Consider the following 25631-nt stretch of genomic DNA (forward strand, 5'->3'; position numbering starts at 1 on the left):
TCCACTTCCCCTTCCCCCGCCTACCCCCGCACGGCCGATGACGAGCGTCGCCGGCGACGGCGACTCCGGTTCCGAGCGAGGATGACCACCTGGCGGTGACGAACCCTATGAGTGCCGAGGCCAGTCTTCCGCCGTTCGCGCCCGTCGCCGAGCCGCCGGCCAGCCCCGACTGATCGGGGCCCCTCAGCGTGTGCCGGCACCGAGCCCTTATTCCCGGCACTCGATGGTAGCGTATGGCCGAGCGAACGGAACGTGACGGATGGACCGTCGACGTGACGCCCCTCCTCGAATTCGTCCGGCGGTTACCGCACGTTCCCTCCTACCTCCTCCTCGCGATGGCGTTCATGTTCTGGGTCCGCGCGCAGTCCTACGGCAACTTCGTCCGCGACGACGGGAGCGTCCGGCTCACCGCGGTCGACTCGTGGTACCACTGGCGGACGACGATGTACACGGTCCGCAACTGGCCGCAGACGATGCCGTACGACCCGTGGACCGCGTTCCCGACGGGCACCTACGTGGGCCAGTTCGGCACGCTGTTCGACCAGATCGTCGCGACCGCCGCCATACTCGTCGGCGGGGGCGATCCGACGCCGGAGACGGTCCTCTCGGTCGCGCTGCTGGCCGTCCCCGCCATCGCCGCGCTGGTCGCGATCCCCACGTACTTCGTCTGCAAGCGCCTCGGCGGGCGGATCGGCGGACTGGCTGGCGTGGTCCTGCTCGCGCTGTTCCCCGGTCGGTTCATCGGGAAGAGCACGGTGGGGATGTACCAGCACCACGCGGCCGAGGTCCTGTTCATGTCCCTGGCGGTCCTGGCGACGATGGTCGCGCTGACCGTCGCCGAGCGCGAGCGGCCGAGCTACGGGCGCGTCGCCGATCGCGAGTGGGGGACGCTCCGTCGGCCGGCCGGCTACGCCGCCCTCGCGGGCGTCGCGGTCGCGCTCTACCTCTGGGTGTGGCCGCCAGGGGTCGTCCTCGTCGGGATCCTCGCGATCTTCTTCGCGATCGAACTGAGCGCGCGGTACGTCGGCGGCGGGAGCCCAGAACCGCTCGCGTTCGTCGGCGCGGTGGCGCTCGCGGTCACCGGGCTCCTCACCACGGCGACGATGGAGGTCACCGAGATCCACCCGGCGGCCGAGGGGCCGCTGCAACCGGCGCTCGCCTTCGCCGTCGCCGGCGGCTGCGTCTTCATGGCGTGGCTCGCCCGCGAGTGGGACCGTCGCGGGATCGACGAGCGGTACTACCCGGCCGCCGTCGCCGGCGGCGCCGCGGTCTCGATGGCCGTGATGGCGCTCGTCCTGCCCGAGGTCTGGGACCGGATCCTCCGGGGCGTGTACGGTCGACTGATCCCGGTCGGATACACGTCGACGGCGCTCACCGTCCCCGAAGCGGGGCCGCCGGACGACCCCCTCGGGTTCTTCTACGAGCAGTACGGTCCGGCGTTCCTCACGGGGTTGATCGGCCTGGCCGCGCTCGCCGCCCGGTCCGTCCTCGGGGACGACCACCGGGCCGAACACGTGCTGATCGTCGTCTGGGCGCTGGTCCTCACGTCGATGGCGGTCACCCAGCAGCGCTTCCACTACTACTACGTCGCGCCGGTCGCGGCGCTGAACGCCGCCCTCGTCGGGGAGATCGTCGGCGGGATCGACCGCAGCGACCTCCCGCAGGTGCGCGTGATCGACGTCGGTCGCGTGGCGGTGCTCCTGGGGGTGGCGGCTGTCGTGCTGCTCCCGCTGACGCCGCTGGCGGCGCCGGCGACGGTCCTCGACGCCGGGGGTGACCAGCGCCCCAGCCGGGACGCCATGCGCTGGCAGAGCACGAACCACTGGCTGGAACAGAACAGCCCCGCACCCGGCGCGTGGGGCGGCGCGGACAACGCGGACGAGTTCGGCTACTACGGCACCTACCCCGTTCCGGAGGACGACGACTTCGCGTACCCCGAGGGGGCCTACGGCGTGATGTCGTGGTGGGACTACGGCCACATCATCACGGTCCAGGCCGAGCGCATCCCGCACGCGAACCCCTTCCAGCAGAACGCCCGCTCGGCGGCCGCCTTCTTCACGGCGGACTCGGAGGAACGGGCGCAACGCGTCCTCGAAGCGATCCCCGCCGCCGAGCGGTCCGACGACCTCAACCAGTTCGACGAGGCCGAACTGGACGCGCTCGCCGACGAGCGAACCGCCCAGCAGCGGGGCGAGGAGACCCGGTACGTCATGATCGACGACGAGATGGTCGGCGGGAAGTTCGAGAGCATGCGGACCTACGCCGGCGAGGACACCGGCACGTACCGGGAGTCCCGGGAGGTCCGGGTGAACGAGGACGCGAGCACCGTCAGCGGGACCGTCACCGCGCCGGCGCGCAACGACGCCTACGACGACACCGTGCTCTCGCGGCTCTACTTCGACGACGCCGACGGGATGGAGCACTACCGGCTCGTCCACAACGACGACCAGCAGTCGCAGTTCGTCACCATCGCGGTCTCGCGCGACGGCGGCGAGAGCTGGGACCCCGAGTACGTCAACCGGCCGGTGACGCCGAGCCTCGCGGAGTCGCTCTCCGAACTGCAGGACGACCCCGACGTCGAGGTCGCCGTCTACGACGTGCGCATGCAGCCCGTGGTGAAGGTCTTCGAGCGCGTCGAGGGCGCGCACCTGAACGGCACCGTCGACGCGCCCGCTGGGACGACGGTGACCGCCGAACTCGAACTCACCACCGAACAGCGCGACCGGACGTTCACCTACACGCAGACCGCGACCGTCGGCGAGGACGGCGAGTTCTCGATGACGGTGCCGTACGCGACGCGCGAGGACGCGGACGTCGAGGACGGCTACACTGACAGCGGCGTGACTGCCGAGGGCACCTACGAGATCAGCGTCGACGGCGAGCCCGTCGGCACCGCCGATGTCGCCGAGAGCACGCTCTACGACGGTGGGACGGGCGAGGTCACGCTGGACGGTGGGTGATCAGTGTAACGGTTTCGTCCCAATCTGGTTTCCACCTAATAACGAATTAGCGCTTGTCGTAACGTTGAAAGCGGAATATCTCAAGGGAACGGGTATGGAGCGCAGATTTAGCATGGACCGCCGCGCGTATCTGAAGACCGTCGGCGCGGCGAGCGCGTCCGCGGCAGTCGCCGGCTGTCAGGGCGGCGGCAGCGGGAGCGACGACACTATCGTCCCGGGGACGGCCTCGGGCTTCCCGCCGTTCGAGTACACCGAGGGCGGCGAACTGGTCGGCTTCGACGTCGCGCTGGCCGAGGAGACCATCGACCGCGCCGGCTACGAGGTGGGCGACTGGGTCGACATCGAGTTCGACTCGCTGATCCCGTCGCTGACCGAGGGCGACATCGACCTCGTCGCCGCGGCGATGACCATCAACGACGAGCGCGACCAGACCATCGACTTCAGTAACCCCTACTGGGAGTCCAACCAGGCCGTGCTCGTCCGCGAGGGCGGCGACTTCCAGCCCGAGAGCACCGACGACCTGGAGGGGAAGCGCGTCGGCGCCCAGTCGGGTACCACGGGCGAGGAGCAGGTTCAGGGGCTGATCGACGACGGGACCATCAGCGGGGAGGACTACCGCCAGTACGACAACTACACGCTGGCCGTCGAGGACCTCGAGAACGGCAACGTCGACGCCGTCGTCATCGACGTCCCCGTCGCGGAGAACTTCACCGGCGACCGCTCGGTCGAGATCGCCTTCCAGATCGAGACCGGCGAGCAGTTCGGCTTCGGCATGCGCGAGGACGACGACCGCATCGAGGACATCAACTCGGCGCTGGCCGAGATCCGGGACGACGGCACCTACGACGACCTCGTCTCGGAGTACTTCGGATAGCGCATGACGTCCGTCCCGCTGCAGGCCGGCGACTGGCTGTTCGTCCTGCAAAACTGGGAGTTCCTTCTCCTCGGGACGATCGTGACCGTGCTACTGACGGCGACCAGCCTCGCGCTGGGCTTCGCTGCCGGCTTCCCGGCCGGTGCCGTCGAGGTGTACGGGTCGGGCCGCCTGCGCGAGTCCGTCAGCACCGCCGGCGTCGTCCTGCGCGGGACGCCCATCGTCGTGCTGATCGTCCTGTTCTACTTCGGCCTGCCGATCCCGCAACTGGGTACGGTGCCCGTGCTGGACGTCCAGCTGGACGCCTTCCTCGCGGCGACGCTAGCGCTCGGCCTCCGCAGCGCCGCCTACCAGAGCCAGGTGTTCCGCGGGGCCATCCAGTCCATCGGCGAGGGCCAGATGGAGGCCGCGCGGGCGGTCGGCATGTCCCGCCGCGGGGCGGTCCGCCACGTCATCTTCCCGCAGGCCGTCCGCCGGTCGATCCCGGGCTTCCAGAACGAGTTCACGATCGTCCTCAAGGACACCAGCGTCGCTTTCGCCATCGGACTGGCCGAACTGCTGACCCGGGCGGAGAACCTCTACCTCCAGCCCGGCCAGGGCACCGCCGTCATGGAGGTCATCCTCGCCATCACCGCCATCTACTTCGTCCTCACGTTCACGACGAACCGGACGCTCGACTACCTCGAATCCGTCTACGCGATCCCCGGAGGGAACGAATGAGCCTGCTACGCGTCGAGAACGTCGACAAGGCCTACGGCGACGAGGAGGTACTGCACGACGTCAGCTTCGAGATGGACCAGCGCGACGTCGAGGTGATCGTCGGCCCCAGCGGGTCGGGCAAGTCGACGCTACTGCGCTGCGTCAACCGCCTCACCGAGATCGACGACGGCGAGATCTACCTCGACGACGAGGAGATCCACGGGATCGACGAGAACGACCTGCGCCGCCGGGTGGGGATGGTGTTTCAGGACTTCAACCTGTTCGCCCACCGCACCGCGCGCGGCAACGTCACCCTCGGGCTGACCGAGGTACTGGACATGTCTGAGTCGGAGGCCCGCGCGACGGCCGACGACTACCTCGACCGCGTGGGGCTGGCCGATCAGGCCGACTCCTACCCCGCGGAGCTGTCGGGCGGCCAGAAGCAGCGCGTCGGCATCGCCCGCGCGCTGGCGATGGACCCCGAGCTCATCCTGTTCGACGAGCCGACCAGCGCGCTCGACCCCGAACTCATCGGCGAAGTGCTCGAAGTGATGAACGACCTCGCCGAGGAGGGGATGACCATGCTCTGTGTCACCCACGAGATGGGCTTCGCCCGGTCGGCGGCGTCGACGCTGACCGTCCTCGACGACGGCCGGATCGTCGAGCGCGGACCGCCCGAGCGGCTGTTCGAGGACCCCGAGCACGACCGGACCCGGTCGTTCCTCGGTCAACTGACGGACCTCGACCGATGAGCGCGCACGAGGAGACCCAGCTGGAGGCGATCGGCGAACTCCCCGGCCGGCGGCGGCTGGTCGTCGGCGCGGTCGGTGCGTTCTTCTGGGCGTGGCTGCTCGCCCGCTGGGCGTACCACAACACGGTCCTCGACCGCCTGTTCACGTCGGTGGGCCTGCCGGACCTGATCAGGTCCGAGCGGGGCGTCCGCGGGCGCGAGCCCTGGCTCCCGGCGGCGCCGTTCGAGGCGGTCGCCGACGCCGTCGGGGGCGTCGCCGCGGCGCTCGGGCCGGCGAGCCCGCTGCTCGACTGGCTCGTCTGGCTGTTCGACCTCGCCGCCTTCGCGACGCAGACGGCGCCAGCGCTGGCCTCGGGCGCCTACCTCACCGTCCTCCTGACGGTCGTCTCCATGCTGCTGGGCCTGGTCATCGCCGTCCCCGTGTCCGTGGCCCGCGTGTACGGCGGACGCGTCCTCAACCTGCTCTCGCTGGCCTACACGGAGCTGATCCGGGGGACGCCGCTTCTGGCGCAGCTCTTTTTCCTCTACTTCGGGCTGCCGCTGGCGGGCTGGTTCGACGGGTTCGCGTTCGTCGGGGAGGGGCCCGTCCCGCGGTCCGCCGTCTTCGTCGCCGTCGTGGGCTTCACGATCAACTCCTCGGCCTACCAGTCCGAGTACATCCGCGCGGCGCTGCAGTCCGTCGACGAGGGACAGCTGACCGCGGCCCGCGCCGTCGGCCTCTCGAAGCTCCAGGGAATCCGCCACGTCGTCCTGCCCCAGGGCCTGCGCTACGCCATCCCGGGCTGGACCAACGAGTTCGTCTACCTGCTGAAGTACTCCTCGCTGGCCGCGTTCATCACCGTCCCCGAACTGTTCCGCCGGGCCCGGGACATCGGCTCGGACACGTTCCAGTTCACGGACGTCTACGTCGTCGTCGGGGTGTTCTACCTCGCGCTCGTCCTGACCGTCTCGCTCGCGATGGGACGAGTCGAGACGGTGGTCGCCATCCCCGGCCTCGGCAGGACCGGCGACGACCGCTGACCGGGCGAGGCGACCGACCTGCTGGCCGAGCAACCGGACGAGGCCGCCACGTGCGCTCTCGACGTGATCGACGGGGCATAGGCGAGTCGCGACAGCGGCGAGACGGCGTCGCCACTCCTCGTGGCGACCGAAAAAATGAGAACGGCGGTGCGACCGGGGACCGGATCCCCGGGCTGCCGTCGCAAGGGTTACGCGTCCTGCTGGACGGTGACGCTCGCGTTCGCCAGCACCGTTCTGTTGTCGACCACGAACGGACCGTCCTCGGTCCCGTTGGTGGCGACGAAGTCGAACGTCTCGTTGTCGGTCGTCTCCTGATGCGCCATCGCGATCTGGACGTCACCCTGGGTGAGCGCCGACTCCTGGAACTCGGCGCCGGTGACGTTGAACAACTCGATCGTCACGTTCTCGTGCGTTCCGGCCTCGAGGTACTCGGAGACGCCGATGACGCTATCGACGGTCTCGTTAGCCGTGTACAGCGAGGAGTTGTGGATCGCGACGTAGCCGGCGTCGCTCAGCGTGACGCTATCGATCACGACTGTCGAGCCGTTCGAGACCTGGTTCTCGAAGGTCACCGAGGTCTCGTTGGCCGCGACGGCGGTCTCGTTGTCGACGGTTTCGTTGTCGTCGATGATCCCGACGGTTTCGTTGTCGTCGATGATCCCGACGGTTTCGTTGTCGTCGACGTCGGTTTCGTTGTCGACGACGTCGGTCTCGTTATCGACGACGTCGGTCTCGTTGTCGGTCTCCTCGATGATCTCCAGGGTCACCGAGGCGTTGTCGACGACCGGTTCGCCGTCACTGAGGTAGGGACCGTCCTCGGTCCCGTTCGTCGCGACGAAGTCGAACGTCTCGTTGTCGTTCGTCTCCTGGTGTGGCATCGCCGTCAGGCGGTAGTCGTCGAGGACGTCCCGGTCGTACTCGGCTCCGGAGACGTTGAAGAGCGTGACGTTCACGTCCTCGTGCGTCCCGGCCTCGAGGTACTCCGAGACCCCGACGACGCTATCCACGGCCGCATTCTCCGTCGCGTTCTCCGCGTACAGAGAGGAGTTGTGGATCGCGACGTAACCGCCCTCGGGAACGGTGACGTTGTCCACCGTGACGACGGTGCCGTTCGTGATATGCCGCTCGAGGTTCACCGAGGCTTCCTCGGTTTCGTTGTCGACGACGGCCGTGTCGTTGTCGTCGATGATCCCGACGGTCTCGTTGTCGTCGACGTCGGTCTCGTTGTCGACGGTTTCGTTGTCGTCGATGATCCCGTCGGTTTCGTTGTCGTCGACGTCGGTCTCGTTATCGACAATCGCATCGGTCTCGTTGTCGACCATCTCGGTCTCGACGGCTATCGACGCGTTGTCGATGACGAGTTCACCGTCGCTGAGGTAGGGACCGTCCTCGGTCCCGTTGGTGGCGACGAAGTCGTACGTCTCGTTGTCGGTCGTCTCCAGGTGAGGCATCGCGGTCAGCTGCTGGTCCTCCTGGAGCGCGGTCTGATCGAACTCGACGCCGGAGACGTTGTAGAGCGTGACGTTCACGTTCTCGTGCGTCCCGGGTTCGAGGTACTCGGAGACGCCGATGACGCTGCCGAGGGCGTCACCCTCGAACAGCGAGGCGTTGTGGATTGTCACGTAACCGCCCTCGGGGACGGTGACGTCGTCCACCGTGACGACGGTGCCGTTCGAGGTCTGGTTCTCGAAGGTGACCGAGGCCTCCTCGGTCTCGTTGTCGACGACGTCCGTGTCGTTGTCGACGACGTCGGTTTCGTTGTCGTCGATGATCCCGACAGTCTCGTTGTCGTCGACGCCGGTCTCGTTATCGACGACGTCGGTCTCGTTGTCGTCGATGATCCCGACAGTCTCGTTGTCGTCGACGTCGGTCTCGTTATCGACGGCGTCGGCCTCGACGGTTATCGACGCGTTGTCGATGACGAGTTCACCGTCGCTGAGGTAGGGACCGTCCTCGACCCCGTTGCTCACGACGAAGTCGTACGACCCGTTCTGGGTGTCCTCCACGTGAGGCATCGCGGTCAGCTGCTGATCCTCCTGGAGGGCGTCCCGATCGAACTCGGCGCCGGTGACGTTGAAGAGCGTGACGTTCACGTCCTCGTGGTCCCCGGGCTCGAGGTACTCGGAGACGCCGATGACGCTACCGACGGCGTCGCCCTCGAACAGCGTCTCGTTGTGGATCGCGACGTAGCCGCCGTCGCTCAGCGTGACGCCGTCGACCACGACGGTGGTACCGTTCGAGGTCTGGTCCGCGAAGGTCACTGCCGCTTCCTGCTGGTCGGCAGTTTCGTTGTCGACCTCGGTCTCGTTGTCGATGATACCGACGGTCTCGTTATCCTCCGGGACTTCGTCACCCGGGGTAACCTCATCGGGCGTCTCCGTCTCCGTCGGAGTTTCAGTCTCCGTCTCAGTCGGAGTCTCGGTTTCCGTCTCCGTCTCAGTCGGAGTCTCGGTTTCCGTCTCCGTCTCAGTCGGAGTCTCGGTTTCCGTCTCAGTCGGAGTCTCGGTTTCAGTCTCCGTCGGAGTCTCGGTTTCCGTCTCAGTCGGAGTCTCGGTTTCAGTCTCCGTCGGAGTTTCAGTCTCCGTCTCAGTCGGAGTCTCGGTTTCAGTCTCCGTCGGAGTTTCCGTCTCGGTAGGCGTCTCCGTCTCCTCGGGCGCGACGCCCGGGGATTCGATGGTCAGCGTGCCCACGGAGAGGTCCTCGACGGTGAGCGACTCGGCACTCAGGTGTCCGTTCAGGAGGACTCCCTGAAGCGCGGACGCCTCCGTCGAGGCGCCCTCGAAGGTCACGCGGTCGGCCGAGACGCCTTCGAGCGTGACCGATTCGATCTCGGCGTCGATCGTCGCGACGCCGTCTTCGACGGTGATCGACGCCGAGTCGATCGAACCGATCTCGACGCGTTCGGCCTCGAAGCCTTCGACGTTATCGCCGATAGTGGCCTCGAACCCGTCGCGCATCGGCTCGTCCGTGCTCCGGAGCTCGTCCAGTGATATGGTCAGGTTGGACACCGTGACGTTCGACATCGTGACCGTCTCGGCCTGGACGTCTTCGGCGACGACGCTCTGGGCGTTACCTTCCTGCTGATTGGCCGCTCCAACTCCTGTGAACGCGACTGCGGTTCCCGCCGAGAGTACGACGGTCATCGCGAGGAGCAGCGCTTTCAGCCCGCTCGTCGTTGCTGGTGAATCTGTCATGGCATGGATCCATCGGACGTATCGCCGGCAAGCGAGTTTGTTATACAGCGGCCAGATCCCCCAAGGATCGGCTTTGCGCGACGGCAGGCAGACGCGGGATTCGATATGGCGACCCTTGAACGATATGGGGGAGGGTAGGTGCGGCGATACGCAAGCGAGGACCTGGCACCGGAGGAGCGCGGCAGACGGACGCTGTGCCGCGGTCTGGTCCCCGGTTTCCGTCCCGATACCAGTACTCTTGACTTATCACGTGCGGCCGACGCCGTCGTCGTCTACAAGTCGAAACTATAGTAGAAATTGAAACTATTCACACATCGAAGGGCGCCCCGAGTGCCCCTCGAGTGTGTCAGTGCGTTCAATGCTACTATAGCGGGAAAGCGGCCGGACGGATCGGGCAGTTCCTCCAGTGGCCGCTCCCGTGCGGCGGCACCGAGCAGTCACACCGCTCCCGCCGTGCCCAGTCAGTCCACGTCGCCCGACGAGGGCCGGACTGCCGTCCCCAACGGACTTCATCGTGCATACCCAACGGAACACATGGTTCATCTACTGTGGCGAGTCCTGCGCGCCGTCGGACTCCGACGAGAACGCGAAGACGCGGACGGCCGTCGGCCCACGCCTGAGACCGGCATGCGCCGACTCCTTACGCTGCTCGGACTCGTCGGCGTCGCGTACGCCATCGCCAGGCGGCTCGGCGTCGACGCCGTCCCGTCGGCCGGCGAGGTCCGCCGGACTGCCGGCGACGCCCTCCCCGGCGACGCGCACGAAATCACCATCCGGGAACCCGGCGAGGCGGACGAGGAGGGCGACGACGGGACGGAAACGGATGCCGAGGCCGAAGCGGGCGAACCCACCGAGGCCGACCTGCCAGCCGAGGCCGTCGAGGAGCGCACCGTCGAGGACCCCGACGCGGAACCGGCGGAACCCGGGGAGATGACCGTCGACGAGGAGATCTCCGAGGACGTGCTCGACGAGGACGCCGAGTCCGGCGAGAGCGCGTCTAGCACCGAGAGCGACGCGGGCGAGGGTGACGACGACGAAAGCGAGGGCGGCGCTGATCGCTATAGTAGAAAATGAACGCACCGACACACTCGAGGGGCACTCGGAGTCCCCCTCGATGTGTGAATAGTTTCAATTTCTACTATAGGGCGGTCGCGTCGCGTGGCTGGTCCGCGTTCCACGGGCCGCGGCGCGAACGAGCGCGACGCCACGCGGTCTGCGCCGGGCACAGAGTACCTCGCGCACGTAAACGTCGCCGTACCGGGCCCGCGTCTGCGGCCGCGGGGGCCCGACGATCGTAACACGGATATAACAAACTCGGGGGGCCGCGTGGGGACGTTATGAGCCAGACAACCGCCGGGGCGGGGCTGCGCGGCGTCGACGTCGCCGGCCCGCCGGACGGCGAACCGATCGTCTTCGTCCACGGCGTCCTCTTCACGCGGGCGCTGTGGGCGCCCCAGCGCGAGGCGCTGTCCGACGAGTTCCGCGTCGTAGTGCCGGACCTCCCCGGCCACGGCACCCGCTCGGAACTGGACTTCCGGATGGAGCGCGCGCTGGACCTCCTGACGGACGTGATCGACGAGGAGGCCGGCGGGTCGGCGACGCTGGCCGGCCTGTCGCTGGGCGGGTACGTCGCCACGGAGTTCGCGCAGCGCAACCCGGATATGGTCGACGCGCTGGTGATCTCCGGCAGCAGCGCCAACCCCGTGGGCTCGCTGGAGACGCTGACCCGGGCCGTCTCGAAGGCGTCGAACGCGGCGACGAAGAGCCGGCTGGTGCGGCGCGGCGTCGACAAGGTGTCCCGCTGGTGGGTCGACCGCCGGGACCTCCAGCAGGACGTGAAACGCGAGATCAAGGACGCCGGCTTCTACCCGAAGCAGTTCGGCGAAGCGGGCCACGAGCTGGCGGGCCGGGACTTCCGGACCGCGTTCGCGGCCTACCCCGGCCCGGCGCTGGTGTGCAACGGTCGGTGGGATCTGCTCAATCGGCTCGGCGAGAAGGCCCACGCCTCGACCGCGCGGGACGCCGACGTCGAGGTGATCGCCGGCGCCGGCCACGTCTGCACGCTCGAACGGCCCGACGACTACGTCGCGACGATCCGCCGCGTCGTCCGGACGCGGGCGAGACGATGATCGGCGGTTCTCCGGTCGCCGTCAGACCTCCCGCAGCGCCGTCCCGACGATAGTCACCGCCAGTCCGCCGGCCGCGAGGACGCCCAGCCCGGGCCCGAAAGAGCCCGTCAGGTCGCGGAGCGTGCCCACGGCGACCGGGCCGAGGAACCCGCCGACCTCGCCGACGGCGAACACGAAGCCGACGGCCGTTCCCGTGAGCCGCGGACCGACGCCCTCCAGATCCGGCGGGATGGCCCGCACCAGCGGCGAGACGCCGCCGACGCCGAAGCCGGTCGCGAGGACGCCGAAAAGAGCCAGTGGCCCGGTCGCGCCAGCGAGCACGGCCAGCACGCCCGCGGCGGCCGATCCCCCGCAACCGATTATCGCCGCCCGCCTGCGCCCGTAGCGGTCGGCGACGGCCGGGACGGCGAGGACGCCGACGACGTTGGCGACGACGAGCAGGCTCGTCGCCCGGCCCGCCAGCGCCGCTGACAGCCCTCGCGTCTCCAGCACCGTGGGGAGCCATCCCTGCATCCCGTGGATGACGAGCAGGTTCATCGTGCCGACGACGACCACGAGCCGTAGCTCCCGGTGGCCGAGCACCGCGCGCAGGTCCCGGGCGAGCGACGCCCGCGAGAACCCGGTGGCCGCGCCGGCCGCCCCGCCGTCGCCGTCGACCGGCGCCAGCCGCGCGACGGCGAGCCAGACGCCGGCGTAGGCGATCGAGGCGAGCCCGCTGTAGAGGAAGAGGGGCCGCCAGCCGCCCAGCGCCGGCCCGAGGACCGAGCGTCCGACCGCGAACGCCGTCGCCGTCCCCGCCGAGGAGCCGACGAGGTAGATCGAGGAGGGGAAGCCCGTCCGGTCCGGCGGGAACAGCGTGGAGACCAGCTTCGGCAGGCCGAAGGTGATCGCCGTCGCGCCGACGCCCAGCAGTATCGTCGCCGCCAGCAGCGACGGGAACCCCGGCGCGGCGCTGCGGGCCGCCTGTGCGGTCCCGAAGACGACCAGCCCGGCCGCGATGCTCCGGACCGGCCCGATCCGGTCGACCGCCAGCCCGGAGAACAGCGCCAGCGGGACGTACGTCAGCGGGACTGCACCCGTCAGCACGCCGGCCTCCGTCCCCGAGAGGCCCACCTGGTCGACGATCGTCGACAGGTACGCCGGCAACAGGAACCAGACGAACAGCAGACACCCGTAACTCACCGCCCCCGCGACGACCAGGCCGTACGACCAGGCCGTCGAGTCAGTTTCGGGCGTCTCCTCCTCGGCACCGTCGACGTCTTCGTCACTCATCGCCCGGAGATTGGGAAAACGTCGGTAAAAACTCTAGTCGTCTGTCGAGCCCAGTCTCACGCCGTTCGACTGGACGCCGAAAGGCTCGTTCCACTCGCCTTTCGAGCCCGGCCTCACGTCGTTCGGCCGGACGCCGGCCCGAAGACCCGCATCGTGTCCCGCCGGGTCTCCGTCTCGCGGAGCTGCTCGAGCCCCGTCCCCTCGAACACGTCCCGCCAGTTCCGGTAGTACAGCGGGACCTCGCCGTCGACGTAGTTCACCGGCGGATCGTCGCCCCGCTCGTCGTCGCCGTCGTCGCTCGCGTCGCCCGCCGCGCCGCCTTCGCCGTCCTCGTTCTCCACCGTGATCAGGCGCTGGTCGGTCACGCGGGCGATCTCGGAGAAGACCCACGCCGCGTCGGGGTGGACGTGCTGGAGCGTCTCGACCGAGTAGACGGCGGCGAAATGATCGTCCGGGAGGTCGGGCAGCACGTCGTCGAACGCGCCCTCGACGAAGGTGCCGGCCGCGGCGAGGTCGGGGTACTCGTCGGCCATCACGTCGAACGCCTCGCCGTTGACGTCGACGCCGTGGAGGTCCTCGAACCCGCGCTCGTGGAGGTGCGCCAGGTGGCGACCCGAGCTACACCCGAGTTCGAGGACGGGGTCCTCGCTCGACACGGCGTCGGCGAGAGCGTCGCCGACGGCCTCGCTGACGTCGTTGGGGCCGTGGTGGGCGTAGTAGTCCGGCGAGTACGCGCCGCGCCGCTCGGCCCAGAGGTCACGGTTTTCGGGTGCGTCCATGGATGAGCGAGGGGTGCCGCGGGGAAAGGCCTTCGCGTCCGCCGGCGGGCGGTCACTCGTTTCTCTCGTCGGTGCTGTCCGCACTGGTATCGTCACCCGCAGCGACGGTGTACTCGGCGATCCACGGCGGTTCCGACCGCCCGCCCGACCACTCGAAGAGGTGATGCTTGTCGTTGGCGTAGTAGTAGCGGTAGGCGTCGACGTAGTCGTCGGCCGACCACTCGCCCGTCAGCTGCGGCGGGTCGGAGCGGCCCGTCGCTGGCCAGTCGAGGTCCGCGACGGCGTCGCAGTCGAGCGACTGTACGACCGTCCACGAGCCGTGCTCGTCCCCCGGGTCGTGGTCCCAGCGGCGGCGCCACTCCTCGTGGGCGGCGTCGGCGTACTCGTAGAGCCGGCACCAGTTCGCGTGGCTCCGGGCCGCCCAGCGCGTGAGCGGGTGGTGCTCGTGTGTGAAGTACAGGTCCTCGGACTCCGGGTAGCCGTTCACCTGCGCGGCCGTGGTGAGCACCATGGCGCACTCGAAGACGCTGCTGGTCACGTGGGCGTCGACCAGCCAGGCGACCGCCTGATCGACGTCTCGGTCGAGCCAGAACGCGTTGACCATCGGTCCGTTCTACGCCGCCAAGACGGATATGGGGCGTGTCACTACATTGCAACAAAACAGTCAATATTGCTAACAGTTTTCGACCTCCCGCCCCTACGGACCCGTGAGGTCACCGATGAAATCCATACTAAGCAGCCAGAACCCCGAACAGGAGATGGAGAACGCCGCACAGGAGATGGAAGAGGCCATCAGGGACTACGTCGAGAAGTCCGTCGAGGAGGCCCACACCCGGCAGTCGACCGAGGTGGAGATGACCCGGAGGACGTCCGACAGCAGCGGCGGCAGCAAGTTCCCGCTCCTGCTCGCGGTCGGCGCCGCTGTCGCCGTCGCCTACGTACTCCGGAAGCGGTCCGGCCCCGGGTCCGGTTCCGATTCCATGGGCGGGACGGTCGAGAAGGCCTCCAGCAAGATCGAGGAGGTCGCCACCCAGACGGCCGACCAGACGGAGCAGATGAGCCACGAGGCCGCCGACACGGTCCGCCAGACCGGCCAGCAGGTCTCCGATATGAGCGATCAGGCCGCGGACCAGGTCGAGGAGAAGGGCGAGCAGGCCAGCGAGCAGGTCGAGGAGAAGGGCCAGGAGGCCAGCGACAAGGTGGAGGAGAAGGGCGAGCAGGCCACCGACGAGGACCAGGGATCGAATCAGTGACGGCGGGACCGTCGCGGCGGTAGTCGGCGACACGCGTGCCGACACGCCGGGCCGACAGCGCGATCACTGTCGGGTTCCGCGCTGCGAGGGGAGCGCGCCCTCGAACGACCCCACGCTTACATTCGAGCGATTCGCAGACTAGGCAGAGTGGTCACTATCACGCCCCGCGCGCACGAGGATCGCCAGCGACCGATCGACAGCGACGGGCACGGCGTCCGACCGTCGACCGACGGATCTCCCGGCCGGCACTGCGCGCCCGGTCGCCGGGACGATCAACCGCCGACCGACGGGGCGGGGAGCGACCGATGGTAGACGTCCTCTTCTCGGCCGGTCGGGTCGTCGCCGCGCTCTTTCTCGTCGTGCTCAACGGCTTCTTCGTCGCCTCGGAGTTCGCCTACGTGCGGGTCCGGTCGACGGCCGTCGAGGGGCTCGTCGAGGAGGGGGCCGCCGGGGCCGAGTCGCTGCAGAACGCCGTGAACAACCTCGACGACTACCTCGCGACCACCCAGCTGGGCATCACCATCGCCTCCCTCGGCCTGGGCTGGATCGGCGAACCGGCAATTGCGGCCCTGCTGGAACCCGTGCTCGCGCCGATCCTCCCGGAGAGCCTCATGCATCTGATGGCCTTCGCGATCGGGTTCAGCGTCATCACGTTCCTGCACGTCGTGTTCGGCGAACTCGCCCCGAAGACCATCGCCATCGCGCAGGCCGAGCGAATCGCGCTGCTCGTGTCGCCGTTCATGCGGATGTTCTACTACCTGTTCGTCCCGGGCATCGTCGTGTTCAACGGGACGGCGAACTTCTTCACGCGGCTGATCGGCATCCCGCCGGCCTCGGAGACCGAGGAGACGCTCAGCGAGGAGGAGATCCTGATGGTCCTGACCCGCTCGGGCCAGAAGGGCGAGGTCAACACCGCCGAGGTGGAGATGGTCGAGCGCGTCTTCCAGTTCGACGACATCACCGCCCGCGAGGTGATGGTCCCACGGCCGGACGTGGTGACGGTCCCGGCCGACCTCCCGCTGCCCGACCTGCGGGCGTTGATCGCCGAGGAGAAGCACACGCGCTACCCCGTCCTCGACGCGGAGGACGACGACCGCGTCGTCGGCTTCGTCGACGCCAAGGACGTCCTCGCGGCCGTGGACGAGGACGGGAACGCCGACCGGACGGCGGCGGACCTCGCGCGGGACGTCGTCCTCATCCCCGAGACGGCCACCGGCGACGAACTGCTCACCGCGTTCCAAGAGCGTGAGGGCCAGATCGCCGTCGTGATCGACGAGTGGGGCGGCTTCGAGGGAATCGCGACCACGGAGGACGTCGTCGAGGTGATCGTCGGTGACCTCCGCGACGAGTTCGACGTCGCCGCCGGCGAGCCCTCGATCGACCGGCGCGGCGACGGCACCTACGCCGTCGACGGCGGCGTCCCCATCGCGGCCGTCAACGACCGCCTGGAGACGGCCCTCGAGAGCGACGAGTTCGGAACGATCGGCGGGTTCGTCCTCGACGAACTCGGCCGGGCGCCGGAGACCGGCGACCGGATCGAGGCCGACGGCGCCGAGATCACCGTCGAGGCGGTCGACGGCGCCCGCGTGGAGCGCGTGGTCGTCCGCCCCACCGAGGACGCGGCGAGCGGCGACGAGGGAGCCCCCGACGGGGTCGGAGAGCCCCGCGAGGGCGGTCCCGAAGGCGGCGACGGGGCCGAGTGAGGGCCACTCGAAACTCGACCGGCCAGCCGGCGACTCACCGTCGCTCGTCGACCCGTCGGCGGCCACCGTCCACCCGTCCGGCCGCGAATCCGCGCGGTCGTGCTACCGTCACTCGCGGAACGTCTTTACGTCGTTCCCGCCTCCCTCCGGTATGAACTACGACGCTGCCCTCGACAGGGCGTTCGACGCGCTCCCGGACCAGCCCCGCGACGCCGGCGACCGGCTGTCGATCCCCGACCCGGTCGGCCAGACGGACGGCTCGTTCACCCGACTGACCAACCTGGAGGACATCGCGGACGCGCTGGCCCGCGACGCCGACCACGTCCACAGCGCCATCCAGCGCGAGCTCGGTACCGCCGGCCAGTTCGACGGCGGCGAGGCCCGCTACAACGGTTCCTTCTCCGTCTCCGACTTCGAGGAGGCCGTCGACGCCTACGTGACCGAGTACGTCACCTGCTCCGAGTGCGGCCTGCCCGACACCCGCCTCACCCGAGAGGACGGCGTGGACATGCTCCGCTGCGAGGCCTGCGGCGCCTTCCGCCCCGTCGCCAAGAAGCCCGCCGCGAACACCCAGTCCGACCGCCCGACCCTCGAGGAGGGAGAGACCTACGAGCTGAAGATCACCGACACCGGCCGCGAGGGAGACGGCGTCGCCGAGAAGGGCAAGTACACCATCTTCGTCGAGGGCGCCCGCGAGGGCCAGGTCGTCGAGGCCTACATCGACTCCATCAGCGGGACGCTGGCGTTCGGCCGCCTCGCCTGAGGCGGGACCCGCTTCACGTCCGCAGATGGCGGCCGCTCTGCCGTCAGTCGCTGCTTCCCGACCGACCTCGGACAGTCGCGGCCTCCCGGTCCGGGAACCGGTGTCGAGAGGAGGACTTATTGTCGGCATGCCCTAAGCGGCGTCGTGCCCTCTTCGAGCGATCCGCCGGCAGAGGACGCGGACCTGCTCTCCCAGACCACGGTCCTCCGGCTGCTGAACGCGGCTGACCTCGCGTTCGTTCGGTTGACGTCCGACGGCGACGTGGTCGCTGCGAACGCGGAGTTCGAGTCCCTCACCGGTCGGTCCCTGGAAGCGGTCCGAGGCGCGCCGTTCACCGACCTCCTGGCGACGGTCCCGTCCCCGCTCGAGTCGGTGCTGGACGCCAGCGCCGAGGACGGCGAGTCGCTCGCCTTCGTGGTACCGATCCGAACGGCGTCCGGCGACGTCGTGCCGTGCAAAGCCCACCTCGCTGCGACCGGCGGGCGAGACGACGGCGCCGTCGCCCTGCTCCTCTCGCGGCAGTCGAACTCGTCGCTGGACGCGGACGGCCGGGACCGTCTCGACCCCGAACGCGTCGAAGAGACCGCGGCGAAGGCGTTCGTCGCGCTCGCCGACGCGCTCTCGGACGGCATCATCGTCCTCGACACGGCGAGCGAGATCCAGTACGCGAACCCGGCCGTCGAGCGGATCCTGGGCTACTCCCCGGACGAGCTCGTCGGGGGCAGCAAGCTCAGCATCATCCCCGAGCGCCTCCGCGAGAACCACCTGAGCGCGCTCAGCCGGTACCTCGAGACCGGCGAGCGCAACATCGACTGGGAGTACGTCGAACTTCCGGGACAGCACGCCGACGGTCACGAGGTGCCGCTCGGCATCTCCCTGAACGATTTCGTCTTCGAGGGCGATCGCTACTTCGTCGGACTGTTCCGCGACATTTCGCCGCGGAAGGAGGCCGAAGAGGCCCTCCGCGACCGCGAGCGCCGGCTGGAGGAACTGATCGAGGAACTGGAGGCGTCCAACGAGCGACTGGAGCAGTTCGCCTACGCGGCCTCCCACGACCTGCAGGAACCCCTTCGGATGGTCTCTAGCTACCTCCAGCTGATCGAGCGCCGCTACGCCGACGAGCTCGACGAAGACGGCCGCGAGTTCATCGATTACGCGGTCGACGGCGCCGACCGCATGCGAGAGATGATCGAGGGACTGCTGGAGTACTCGCGCGTCGAGTCCCGCGGCGACCCGTTCGAGGCCGTCGACCTCGACGACGTGCTCGCGGAGGTCCGCGACGACCTCCAGATGAAGATCACCGAGAGCGGGGCGGAGATCACCGCCGGCCCCCTGCCGACCGTCCGGGCGGACCGCGGTCAGATGCGTCAGGTGTTCCAGAACCTGCTGGACAACGCCATCGAGTACAGCGGCGACGAACGGCCCCGCGTCCACGTCGCCGCCGAGCGCTGCAACGGCCCGGACGCCCCGGACACCGACGACGACTGGTGGCGGATCTCGGTCGCCGACGAGGGGGTCGGCATCGACGCCGACGACGCCGGCCGCGTCTTCGAGGTCTTCCAGCGTCTCCACTCGCAGGCCGACCACGAGGGCACGGGCATCGGACTGGCGCTGTGTCGTCGTATCGTCGAGCGCCACGGCGGCGCCATCCGCGTCGAGTCCGACCCCGGTGAGGGATCGACCTTCCGCTTCACCCTCCCGGCGGGGTGACCGGCGGTCGACGGCCTCGAACGGGTCCCCGCGGGACCACACCGCCCGTCCGCGCTAGATCCCCCTGACCGTCTCGATGAGGCCGAGGATCTCGAGTGCCATCCACGCGAGGAAGAGCGCGTACAGCCCCAGGAAGCCGTAGGCCTCGCGGTCTGACAGTTCGAGATCCGTCCGCGTGAAGACGATGAACACCAGCGTCGCAAAGGCCAGAAAGCCCATCGTCGGAATCGCGGCGAGGAAGTTGACGGTCGTCGAGCCCCCGAGGAGGACGCCGACGGGAATCGCCACCAGCAGGTTGAACGTGTTGCTCCCGAGGACGTTCGTGAGGCTGGTCACGCCCGACCCCTCTCGAGCGGCGTTGACGCTGACGAAGGCGTCGGGGAGGCTCGTCGCCGCGGCGATGACGGTCAGCCCCCACAGGAGGCTGGGCGTCCCGAAGATCTCGCCGAGATCGAGGGCGGCCCGGACGATGCCCTCGACGCCGACGGCGATCAGGACGAGGGCGACGGCCAGCACGGCCCACTCGCGGCCCACGTCGACGTCCGTCGACCGCTCCGGCGCGTGCTCGCTGACGTCCTGCTGGTGGAGGAAGACGTAGATGCCGTAGGTGGCGATCGGGATGACCGCCAGCGGCGGCGTGAGGATCGCCGCCTGGTTCGTCCCGCCGGGAACGTAGGTCGCCCCGAGCGCGAACATGATGAACAGGACGAGGACGCTGATGATGTAGAACTGCGCGTCCTTGTGGACGACGTCCCTGGTCACCGCCAGTTCGTCGCTGAACAGCGCCGACAGCGCCGGGATCACGAGCAGGTTGAAGATGGCGCTCCCGACGATGGCGCCGACGCCCAGCGAGAACTCCCCGTGGACGACCGTGCTGATGACGACGGAACTCAACTCGGGGAAGCTCGACCCGACCGCGACGACGACGGCCCCGTGGACGGCCACGGGCAGGCCGTAGTACGCGCTGAGTCGCTCGGCGGACTGCTCCAGGTACTCGCTTCCCTTCCAGATGACCGCCGTCGCGACGACCGCGAGTCCGAGCGCCAGCAGGAGGCCGGGCATCGCGTAGCGGTTACTTGCGGGCGGACAAAGGTATGTTCCTCTCGGACGCCGGAAGCGGGGTGACGCTACGGGACCGGCGTCGGCGGTCCACCGGTCTATCGCCCGCTCACGTCTCCCTCGACGGATCGGGAGAACCCGAGCACCTCGACAGTGACGGGCGTCCCGGGTTCCGCGTCGGAGAAGTCCATCGACGCGGACCACGAGCCGTCCGCCTCGACGGTCGGCCGGGCGGTCAGCAGGAACGCGTCGCCGCCCTCGCCGGTGGCAGCGACCGTCAGCGTCGTCCCCGGTGCGACCGTCGTCGTCCCCGAGACGGTCACCGACTCCGGTGGGATCGAAACCGGCTCCTCGGCGTCGATCGTCGCGCTCCGTTCGACCGCCCGAAACACCGCCGAGACGCTCTCCTCCTCGCCGTCGGCCACGTACGGGTTGTCGTCCGTGATCGTGAACGTCGCCCGATAGGGCTGCTCGACCTCGAGGCGACCGCTGTCGACGACCGCGAAGAACCGATCGTTCTCGGCGTCCGTGACGAGCGTGATCGCCTCCAGGGGGACTTCCTCCGGCGGCCGGTTGATCACGTCCGCCTCCTCGACGGTCAGGTCGTAGCCGTACTCGTCGTTCCGGAGGTCCGCGGCGTCGTCGAGCGTCGCGTACAGGCCCGACGCGTCGACGCGGACGACTGCCCAGTCACCGGTGGCGACCGACTGGCGCTCGGTGACCTCCTCGGCGAAGTCGTCCGAGCGGGCGGGGTCCGCTCGCTGCGGAGCGACGCCCGCGACCGCGCCCTCCGTCTCGCGGGGCTGGAGGGACAGCAGGGTCTCCGCCACCACGCGGCCGTCCACGGACGCCTCGACCGGGTACGGCGCCGAACTGAGCGACGGGTCGGCCCCGGCTATCTCCCGCTTGACGGTCCGGATCCCGTCCTCGTCGTCTGCCGCCGTGACGGGGGGTCGTCACCACGGCCCGCGACGAACGTGTCGAGTTCGATCGTCACCACGTCGTCGCCGCTCCCGTCGACGACCGTGAACGAGAGCAAGTAGTTGACGGCCTCGGCTCCGAGCGAGACCCGCACCCGGTCGCGGTCGCCGAGGTCCAGCGTCAGCGACGCCACGTCGCCCACCTGCTCCTCGACGATGTCGGACTCGAATGCCGGCTCGTCCGCCTCCTCCGTCTCGGTCTCGGTCTCCGTTCTCTCCTGTTCGGCTTCGGGCGTCGGGGTGGGTGTCGCCGTGTCCTGTGCCGCCTCGATGGAGACGTCCCCGACCATCGTATTCGGGTGGACCTCACAGAGGTACTCGGCCATCGCATCGGTCGCCTCGAACTCGACGGTCTGGGTCGCGCCCTCCTCGCTGATGATCTCGCTCCGGATCAGGTCCTCGCCGCTGCCGTCCCGGACGACGAAGTTGTGCGGCACGCCGTCGACGTTCTCCCAGACAACCTCGTAGCTCCGCCCCGGCACCAGCGTCAGCGTCGGGTTAGTCTCGTCCTCGATGTCGGCCGGCGCCCGGCCGACCCAGCCGGTCGTGTCGCCGCCGAGTTCGATCTGCTCCGGCTCCGTCTGTGCCGCCCCGAGAACCGGACCGAGACCGATCGCCGTCCCGCCGACGGCGGCCAGCGAGAGGATCGTCCGCCGCGTCGCAAGCGATACCTGTTCGTCCCCGCCGCGTTCGGCGTTGTCTGAGCTGCCCATAGTCTGTTGGAAACCGCGCGTGTCCGGAATCGCCCGCCGTACCGTCCGCCGTCGGAAGCCAGGCCCGAGTTCACTCGGGATGCGACGGACAAAGCGTCCGCTGACCGTTCATCCGATCACCGCCGGTACGGTCAGCTTATCCAGTCGTGGGCGCCGACGGAAGCGACCACATCCAGAACGCATTTGACCGCCGCACGCCAGTCCGTACTCGTGCCATTCGGCGTCGACGAAGCGGGCAAGGGACCGGTACTGGGGTCGATGTTCGCCGCCGCGGTCCGCTGCGATCCCGCCGACCTGCCTGACGGCGTCGGCGACTCGAAGGGCATCCCCGCCGAGCGGCGCGCCGCCCTCGACGTCGAGATCCGCGCGGTCGCCGACGTCGCCGTCGCCGAGGTACCAGTCGACCGCATCGACGACCCCGAGACGGACATGAACGCGCTGACCGTCGACGCTCACGGCCGCGCGCTCGCCGGCGTCGCTCGCGACGGCCTGGCGGGCACCGTCGACGCCGGCGACACCGACGCCGACCGCTTCGGCCGCCGCGTCGCCGAGCGCGTCGACGCTACTGTCACCGTGAACGCCGCCCACGGCGCCGACGAGACCGACCCGCTCGTGGGCGCCGCCAGCATCGTCGCCAAGGAAGCTCGCGAGGCCCACGTCGACGACCTCCGCGAGGAGTTCGGCGCCGTCGGTAGCGGCTATCCCAGCGACCCCACGACCCGCGAGTTTCTGGCCGACTACGTCGACTCCAGCGGCGACCTCCCGCCCTGCGCCCGCGCCTCGTGGTCCACCTGCGAGGACGTGCTGGCAGCGGCCGAGCAGGCCACTCTCGGGGAGTTCTAGGCGACGATCGAACGGCTACTACGGACAGTAGGGATAGCATCCTCAACAGCCAGAAGGCCCCCGGAGTGTCGACTCCCGCGGCTCGCTGCGGTCCTCGAGCTTCGCCCTGCGGTCCTTACGTCGCCGGGGTTCGTCGACACTCCGGCCCCTTTCAGTCCCGGCCGGTTCGGCTGTCCAGGCGGGCGGGATTGAAAGGGGCGCGCCGTTCGCGGAGCGAGACGACGCAAGCACCGTCGTTCGAAAGACGCCGGAGGTGTCTTCCGTGATCACGAGAGAGCTTCGCTCTCTCGAACGACAGCGAACGCAGTGAGCAAGGAGCACAGCGAGTCGCAGCCCGCGAACGGCGCGGGGCTTTCTGGCTGTTCTCGAAACAGGTAGCAGCGGTTGCGGTCGCGGTCGAAACGGATCGAGAGAAAGAAGCTGAAACGACGTTTCCTAGCGCTCCTCGCCCATGACGAGCGAGCGGAGGATGTCGCCGTAGGCGGGGCGAGTCACCAGGACGCCCAGGAGGACGCCGACGATGGTGACGATGGCGAACCCGCGCAGTTGCTGGAGGCTGAGGATGGCCAGCGGGCTCATGGCGATGATGGTGGTCGCCGCGGCCGCACCGATGACCCACAGGGCCTTCCGGAAGCGGCTCTGGAACACCCTGTCGGTCTGGACGTCGCCCTGTTGCAGGATGTCGTCGGCGATGATCACCAGGTCGTCCACCCCGGTACCGATGACGGCGATGAACCCGGCGATGTGGCTCAGGTCGAGTGCCAGCCCGACGCCGGCGGAGAACCCGAGCAACAGGACCACCTCGGAGAGGGCGGTCAGCACCATCGGGACGGCCACCCGGACGTCGCCGTAGCGTGCGATCACGACGCCGGAGACGGCCAGGACGGCGGCGATGGCGGCGATGATCGAGTTGATGCGGGCGTCGGATCCGAAGCTCGGGGAGATGAACGAGATCGAGCCCTGGTCGAGCGCCAGCCCGGTCGGGAGGGCGCCGGCGCGCAGGTTCACGGACAGCTGCTGGGCCTCGCTGAAGTTGTTCGTCGGCAGGCGGAAGCCGGGGTCGCTGGCCCAGCTCCCGTCCATCATCGACTCGGCCAGGCGGGGCTGCATGCCGAAGCTCCCGACGACGTTGCCCTCGCGGACGATCAGGATACAGGGACCGTTCTCGCCGGGCCAGCCGCAGCGGCTCCCGCCGGTGCTGGCGATGCCGGTCTCGACCATGTCCCGCTGGAACTGCTGGGCGGTGTCGCCCTGCTGGACGCTCACGGAGACGTACGGGTTCCCGGCCTGGCTCGTCTGCGGGACGCCGATGCTCGTGAAGTCGTCGTTGGTCGCGACCGTCCGGTTGACGAAGGTGCCGTTCTCGTTCTCGTGGTAGGCCCGGACCTCGACCTGACCGGTGCCGCTCAGCAGCTCGCGAACCTCGGAGCTGTTGGCGTTGGGGACCTCGGCGACGACGAAGTAGCGGTCCTCGCTGACGGAGTAGATCGACCGCACCTGCCCGCCCTGGATGCCGGTCTCGTCGATCTTGTTCTGGAGGACCTCGACGACCTCGCCGCGCGTGTCGCTGGTGACGCCCTGCCGGACCTGGCCGGGCGAGAAGCCGGCCGCTTCGACGGCCGACCTGACGTCCGACTGGGAGGCGTTAGCGCTGCGGACCTCGATGGCCCAGCCGTTACCCGACGTGCCCGTGGGCGGGACGGCCGCGACGTCGCGGGCGGACACGCCGTCGAGGTTCCCGGCGACCTCGGACTGGACGGTGGTCCGGTCGGCGCCGTCGTACTCGATACCGGTCGCGGTCCAGCCGTTCAGCGGCGCCTGGACGCGCGTCCCGCCGGAGAGTTCCAGCCCGTAGCGGAGATTCGTCGGGCCGTCGGTAGTCGTGGCGTTGGCCGCGGTGGCGTTGCTGCCGTCGGTGCCGCCGCCGACGCCGGGGCCGAACAGCAGGAACAGGCTCGCGAGCACGGCGACGACGAGCAGCGTGATCCGGAGGTTGTCGCGGATCCGGCTCATCGGTTCACCCCCTCGTAGACGTACCAGCGCAGCAGCGTGACGTTCATCATGTAGGTGTTCATCAGGTCCGCCGCCAGCCCGAACACGAGCACGAGTCCGATGGCGGTCAGAAGCTGAACCCCGAACAGCCAGGCGGTGAACGCCATGGCGGCCATGGCGCACAGCGACGTGATCGTCATCGTGACGCCGGTGCGCATCGCCCGGTAGGTCGACTCGTAGAAGTCGCCAGAGCGGCGCAGGACGTGCGTGTTCAGCAGGATGTCGGAGTCGACGCTGTAACCGATGATCATCAGGAGCGCGGCGACGGTACCGAGTGTCAGCTCGATCCCGAAGACGTTCATCAGGGCGACCGGAATCACGATGTCGGAGAAGGCCGACAGGACGACGGCGATGGAGGGAACGAACGTCCGGAACAGGGCGAACACGAGGACGCTCATCCCAAGGAAGGCGACGCCGACGCCGATCAGCGCCGTCCGCTGGACGCTCTCCCCGAAGCTGGGACTGATCTGGTTGAGTCCGCGGTTCTCCAGATTCGACGCCGAGGAGACGGCGCTTTCGACCGCCTGCGAATCCGCGTCCGGCCCGAACGTGACGATGTACTCGCCGCTGGCCTGGGCGTACTGAACCTCGGAGATTTCCTGATCGAAGGCGGAGCGAATCGCCGCTTCGCCGCCACCGTCGGTGACGGCCACGCGCAACTGGGTCCCGCCCGTGAAGTCTGTCCCCATGTTCACCGGCGCTCCGTTCAGGAACGTCCAGGCGAGGAGGACCAGCAGGGCGACCCCGAGCACCGCCAGCGGAACCGCGATGAGCTGGCGGTTCGAGTACCGCGTGTAATCGACTTCCGGTACCTCGAATGCGACCATGGGCGTGGGTGTGCCACCTGCCCGAATAAGCCTTCTTATATCCCAGAAGT

At 68.9% G+C, this 25631-nt stretch carries 21 protein-coding genes; 12 read left to right on the forward strand and 9 right to left on the reverse strand.

The window, feature by feature from the left end; translation table 11 throughout:
- Positions 1 to 233: 233 nt before the first annotated feature.
- From LCY71_RS04155 to LCY71_RS04175, 5 genes are all read left to right on the forward strand, one after another.
- Entirely contained in the window at positions 234 to 2960 is a 2727-nt protein-coding gene (locus LCY71_RS04155) for an oligosaccharyl transferase, archaeosortase A system-associated (RefSeq protein ID WP_225335109.1), read from the forward strand.
- A 94-nt stretch (positions 2961 to 3054) separates the two neighbouring features.
- Positions 3055 to 3834, forward strand: coding sequence for a basic amino acid ABC transporter substrate-binding protein (locus tag LCY71_RS04160; protein ID WP_225335110.1), 780 nt, complete (start codon positions 3055 to 3057; stop codon positions 3832 to 3834).
- A gap of 3 nt (positions 3835 to 3837) precedes the next feature.
- On the forward strand, positions 3838 to 4554 hold the full coding sequence (locus tag LCY71_RS04165; protein ID WP_225335111.1) for an amino acid ABC transporter permease: 717 nt from the start codon (positions 3838 to 3840) through the stop codon (positions 4552 to 4554).
- Entirely contained in the window at positions 4551 to 5285 is a 735-nt protein-coding gene (locus LCY71_RS04170) for an amino acid ABC transporter ATP-binding protein (RefSeq protein WP_225335112.1), read from the forward strand. The genes LCY71_RS04165 and LCY71_RS04170 overlap by 4 nt, the downstream gene beginning before the upstream one ends.
- A complete protein-coding gene (locus LCY71_RS04175) occupies positions 5282 to 6304 on the forward strand; it encodes an amino acid ABC transporter permease (protein ID WP_225335113.1) in 1023 nt (340 codons plus the stop codon). Before LCY71_RS04170 ends, LCY71_RS04175 begins: the two co-directional genes overlap by 4 nt.
- Before the next feature lie 188 nt (positions 6305 to 6492).
- On the opposite strand, the gene LCY71_RS04180 is transcribed toward LCY71_RS04175, so the two are convergent.
- The gene (locus LCY71_RS04180) at positions 6493 to 9498 is read right to left on the reverse strand and encodes a DUF7282 domain-containing protein (RefSeq protein ID WP_225335114.1); all 3006 of its coding nucleotides are present in this window, start codon (positions 9496 to 9498) and stop codon (positions 6493 to 6495) included.
- 534 nt (positions 9499 to 10032) lie between these two features.
- Between LCY71_RS04180 and LCY71_RS04185 the strand changes: the two genes are divergently transcribed.
- On the forward strand, positions 10033 to 10572 hold the full coding sequence (locus LCY71_RS04185) for a prolipoprotein diacylglyceryl transferase (RefSeq protein WP_225335115.1): 540 nt from the start codon (positions 10033 to 10035) through the stop codon (positions 10570 to 10572).
- 263 nt (positions 10573 to 10835) lie between these two features.
- A complete protein-coding gene (locus LCY71_RS04190) occupies positions 10836 to 11627 on the forward strand; it encodes an alpha/beta fold hydrolase (protein ID WP_225335116.1) in 792 nt (263 codons plus the stop codon).
- Between the two features lie 21 nt (positions 11628 to 11648).
- On the opposite strand, the gene LCY71_RS04195 is transcribed toward LCY71_RS04190, so the two are convergent.
- The 3 genes from LCY71_RS04195 to LCY71_RS04205 form a co-directional block, all read right to left on the reverse strand.
- On the reverse strand, positions 11649 to 12899 hold the full coding sequence (locus LCY71_RS04195) for an MFS transporter (protein WP_225335117.1): 1251 nt from the start codon (positions 12897 to 12899) through the stop codon (positions 11649 to 11651).
- Between the two features lie 113 nt (positions 12900 to 13012).
- Positions 13013 to 13678 carry a class I SAM-dependent methyltransferase gene (locus tag LCY71_RS04200; RefSeq protein ID WP_225335118.1) on the reverse strand — a complete coding sequence of 222 codons (666 nt, stop codon included), beginning with the start codon at positions 13676 to 13678 and terminating at the stop codon, positions 13013 to 13015.
- 52 nt (positions 13679 to 13730) lie between these two features.
- Positions 13731 to 14282: a hypothetical protein gene (locus LCY71_RS04205; RefSeq protein ID WP_225335119.1), complete on the reverse strand. Its 552-nt coding sequence runs from the start codon at positions 14280 to 14282 to the stop codon at positions 13731 to 13733.
- A 115-nt stretch (positions 14283 to 14397) separates the two neighbouring features.
- Between LCY71_RS04205 and LCY71_RS04210 the strand changes: the two genes are divergently transcribed.
- The 4 genes from LCY71_RS04210 (at position 14398) to LCY71_RS04225 (ending at position 19107) form a co-directional block, all read left to right on the forward strand.
- Positions 14398 to 14931: a hypothetical protein gene (locus tag LCY71_RS04210; RefSeq protein ID WP_225335120.1), complete on the forward strand. Its 534-nt coding sequence runs from the start codon at positions 14398 to 14400 to the stop codon at positions 14929 to 14931.
- A gap of 305 nt (positions 14932 to 15236) precedes the next feature.
- On the forward strand, positions 15237 to 16634 hold the full coding sequence (locus LCY71_RS04215; protein WP_225335121.1) for a hemolysin family protein: 1398 nt from the start codon (positions 15237 to 15239) through the stop codon (positions 16632 to 16634).
- A gap of 151 nt (positions 16635 to 16785) precedes the next feature.
- A complete protein-coding gene (locus LCY71_RS04220) occupies positions 16786 to 17397 on the forward strand; it encodes a translation initiation factor IF-2 subunit beta (protein WP_225335122.1) in 612 nt (203 codons plus the stop codon).
- Between the two features lie 144 nt (positions 17398 to 17541).
- A complete protein-coding gene (locus tag LCY71_RS04225; protein WP_225335123.1) occupies positions 17542 to 19107 on the forward strand; it encodes a sensor histidine kinase in 1566 nt (521 codons plus the stop codon).
- Between the two features lie 54 nt (positions 19108 to 19161).
- Here the strand turns inward: LCY71_RS04225 and LCY71_RS04230 are convergent, their stop codons facing one another.
- From LCY71_RS04230 to LCY71_RS04240, 3 genes are all read right to left on the reverse strand, one after another.
- On the reverse strand, positions 19162 to 20169 hold the full coding sequence (locus LCY71_RS04230) for a sodium:calcium antiporter (protein ID WP_225335124.1): 1008 nt from the start codon (positions 20167 to 20169) through the stop codon (positions 19162 to 19164).
- A 95-nt stretch (positions 20170 to 20264) separates the two neighbouring features.
- Positions 20265 to 21011, reverse strand: a complete 747-nt coding sequence (locus LCY71_RS04235; RefSeq protein ID WP_225335125.1) for a BGTF surface domain-containing protein — start codon at positions 21009 to 21011, stop codon at positions 20265 to 20267.
- A 50-nt stretch (positions 21012 to 21061) separates the two neighbouring features.
- Entirely contained in the window at positions 21062 to 21859 is a 798-nt protein-coding gene (locus LCY71_RS04240) for a cupredoxin domain-containing protein (RefSeq protein WP_225335126.1), read from the reverse strand.
- A gap of 210 nt (positions 21860 to 22069) precedes the next feature.
- On the opposite strand from LCY71_RS04240, the gene rnhB reads away from it, so the two are divergent.
- Positions 22070 to 22702 (forward strand): ribonuclease HII, encoded by a 633-nt coding sequence (rnhB, locus tag LCY71_RS04245; protein WP_225335127.1) that lies wholly within the window; start codon positions 22070 to 22072, stop codon positions 22700 to 22702.
- Between the two features lie 435 nt (positions 22703 to 23137).
- Here the strand turns inward: rnhB and LCY71_RS04250 are convergent, their stop codons facing one another.
- Positions 23138 to 24715 carry a preprotein translocase subunit SecD family protein gene (locus LCY71_RS04250; RefSeq protein WP_225335128.1) on the reverse strand — a complete coding sequence of 526 codons (1578 nt, stop codon included), beginning with the start codon at positions 24713 to 24715 and terminating at the stop codon, positions 23138 to 23140.
- Positions 24712 to 25581 carry a protein translocase subunit SecF gene (gene secF, locus LCY71_RS04255; RefSeq protein WP_225335129.1) on the reverse strand — a complete coding sequence of 290 codons (870 nt, stop codon included), beginning with the start codon at positions 25579 to 25581 and terminating at the stop codon, positions 24712 to 24714. The genes LCY71_RS04250 and secF overlap by 4 nt, the downstream gene beginning before the upstream one ends.
- Positions 25582 to 25631 lie beyond the last annotated feature (50 nt).

Source organism: Halomicrobium urmianum (genome assembly GCF_020217425.1).
In the GTDB taxonomy this organism is placed as follows: Archaea; Halobacteriota; Halobacteria; order Halobacteriales; family Haloarculaceae; genus Halomicrobium; species Halomicrobium urmianum.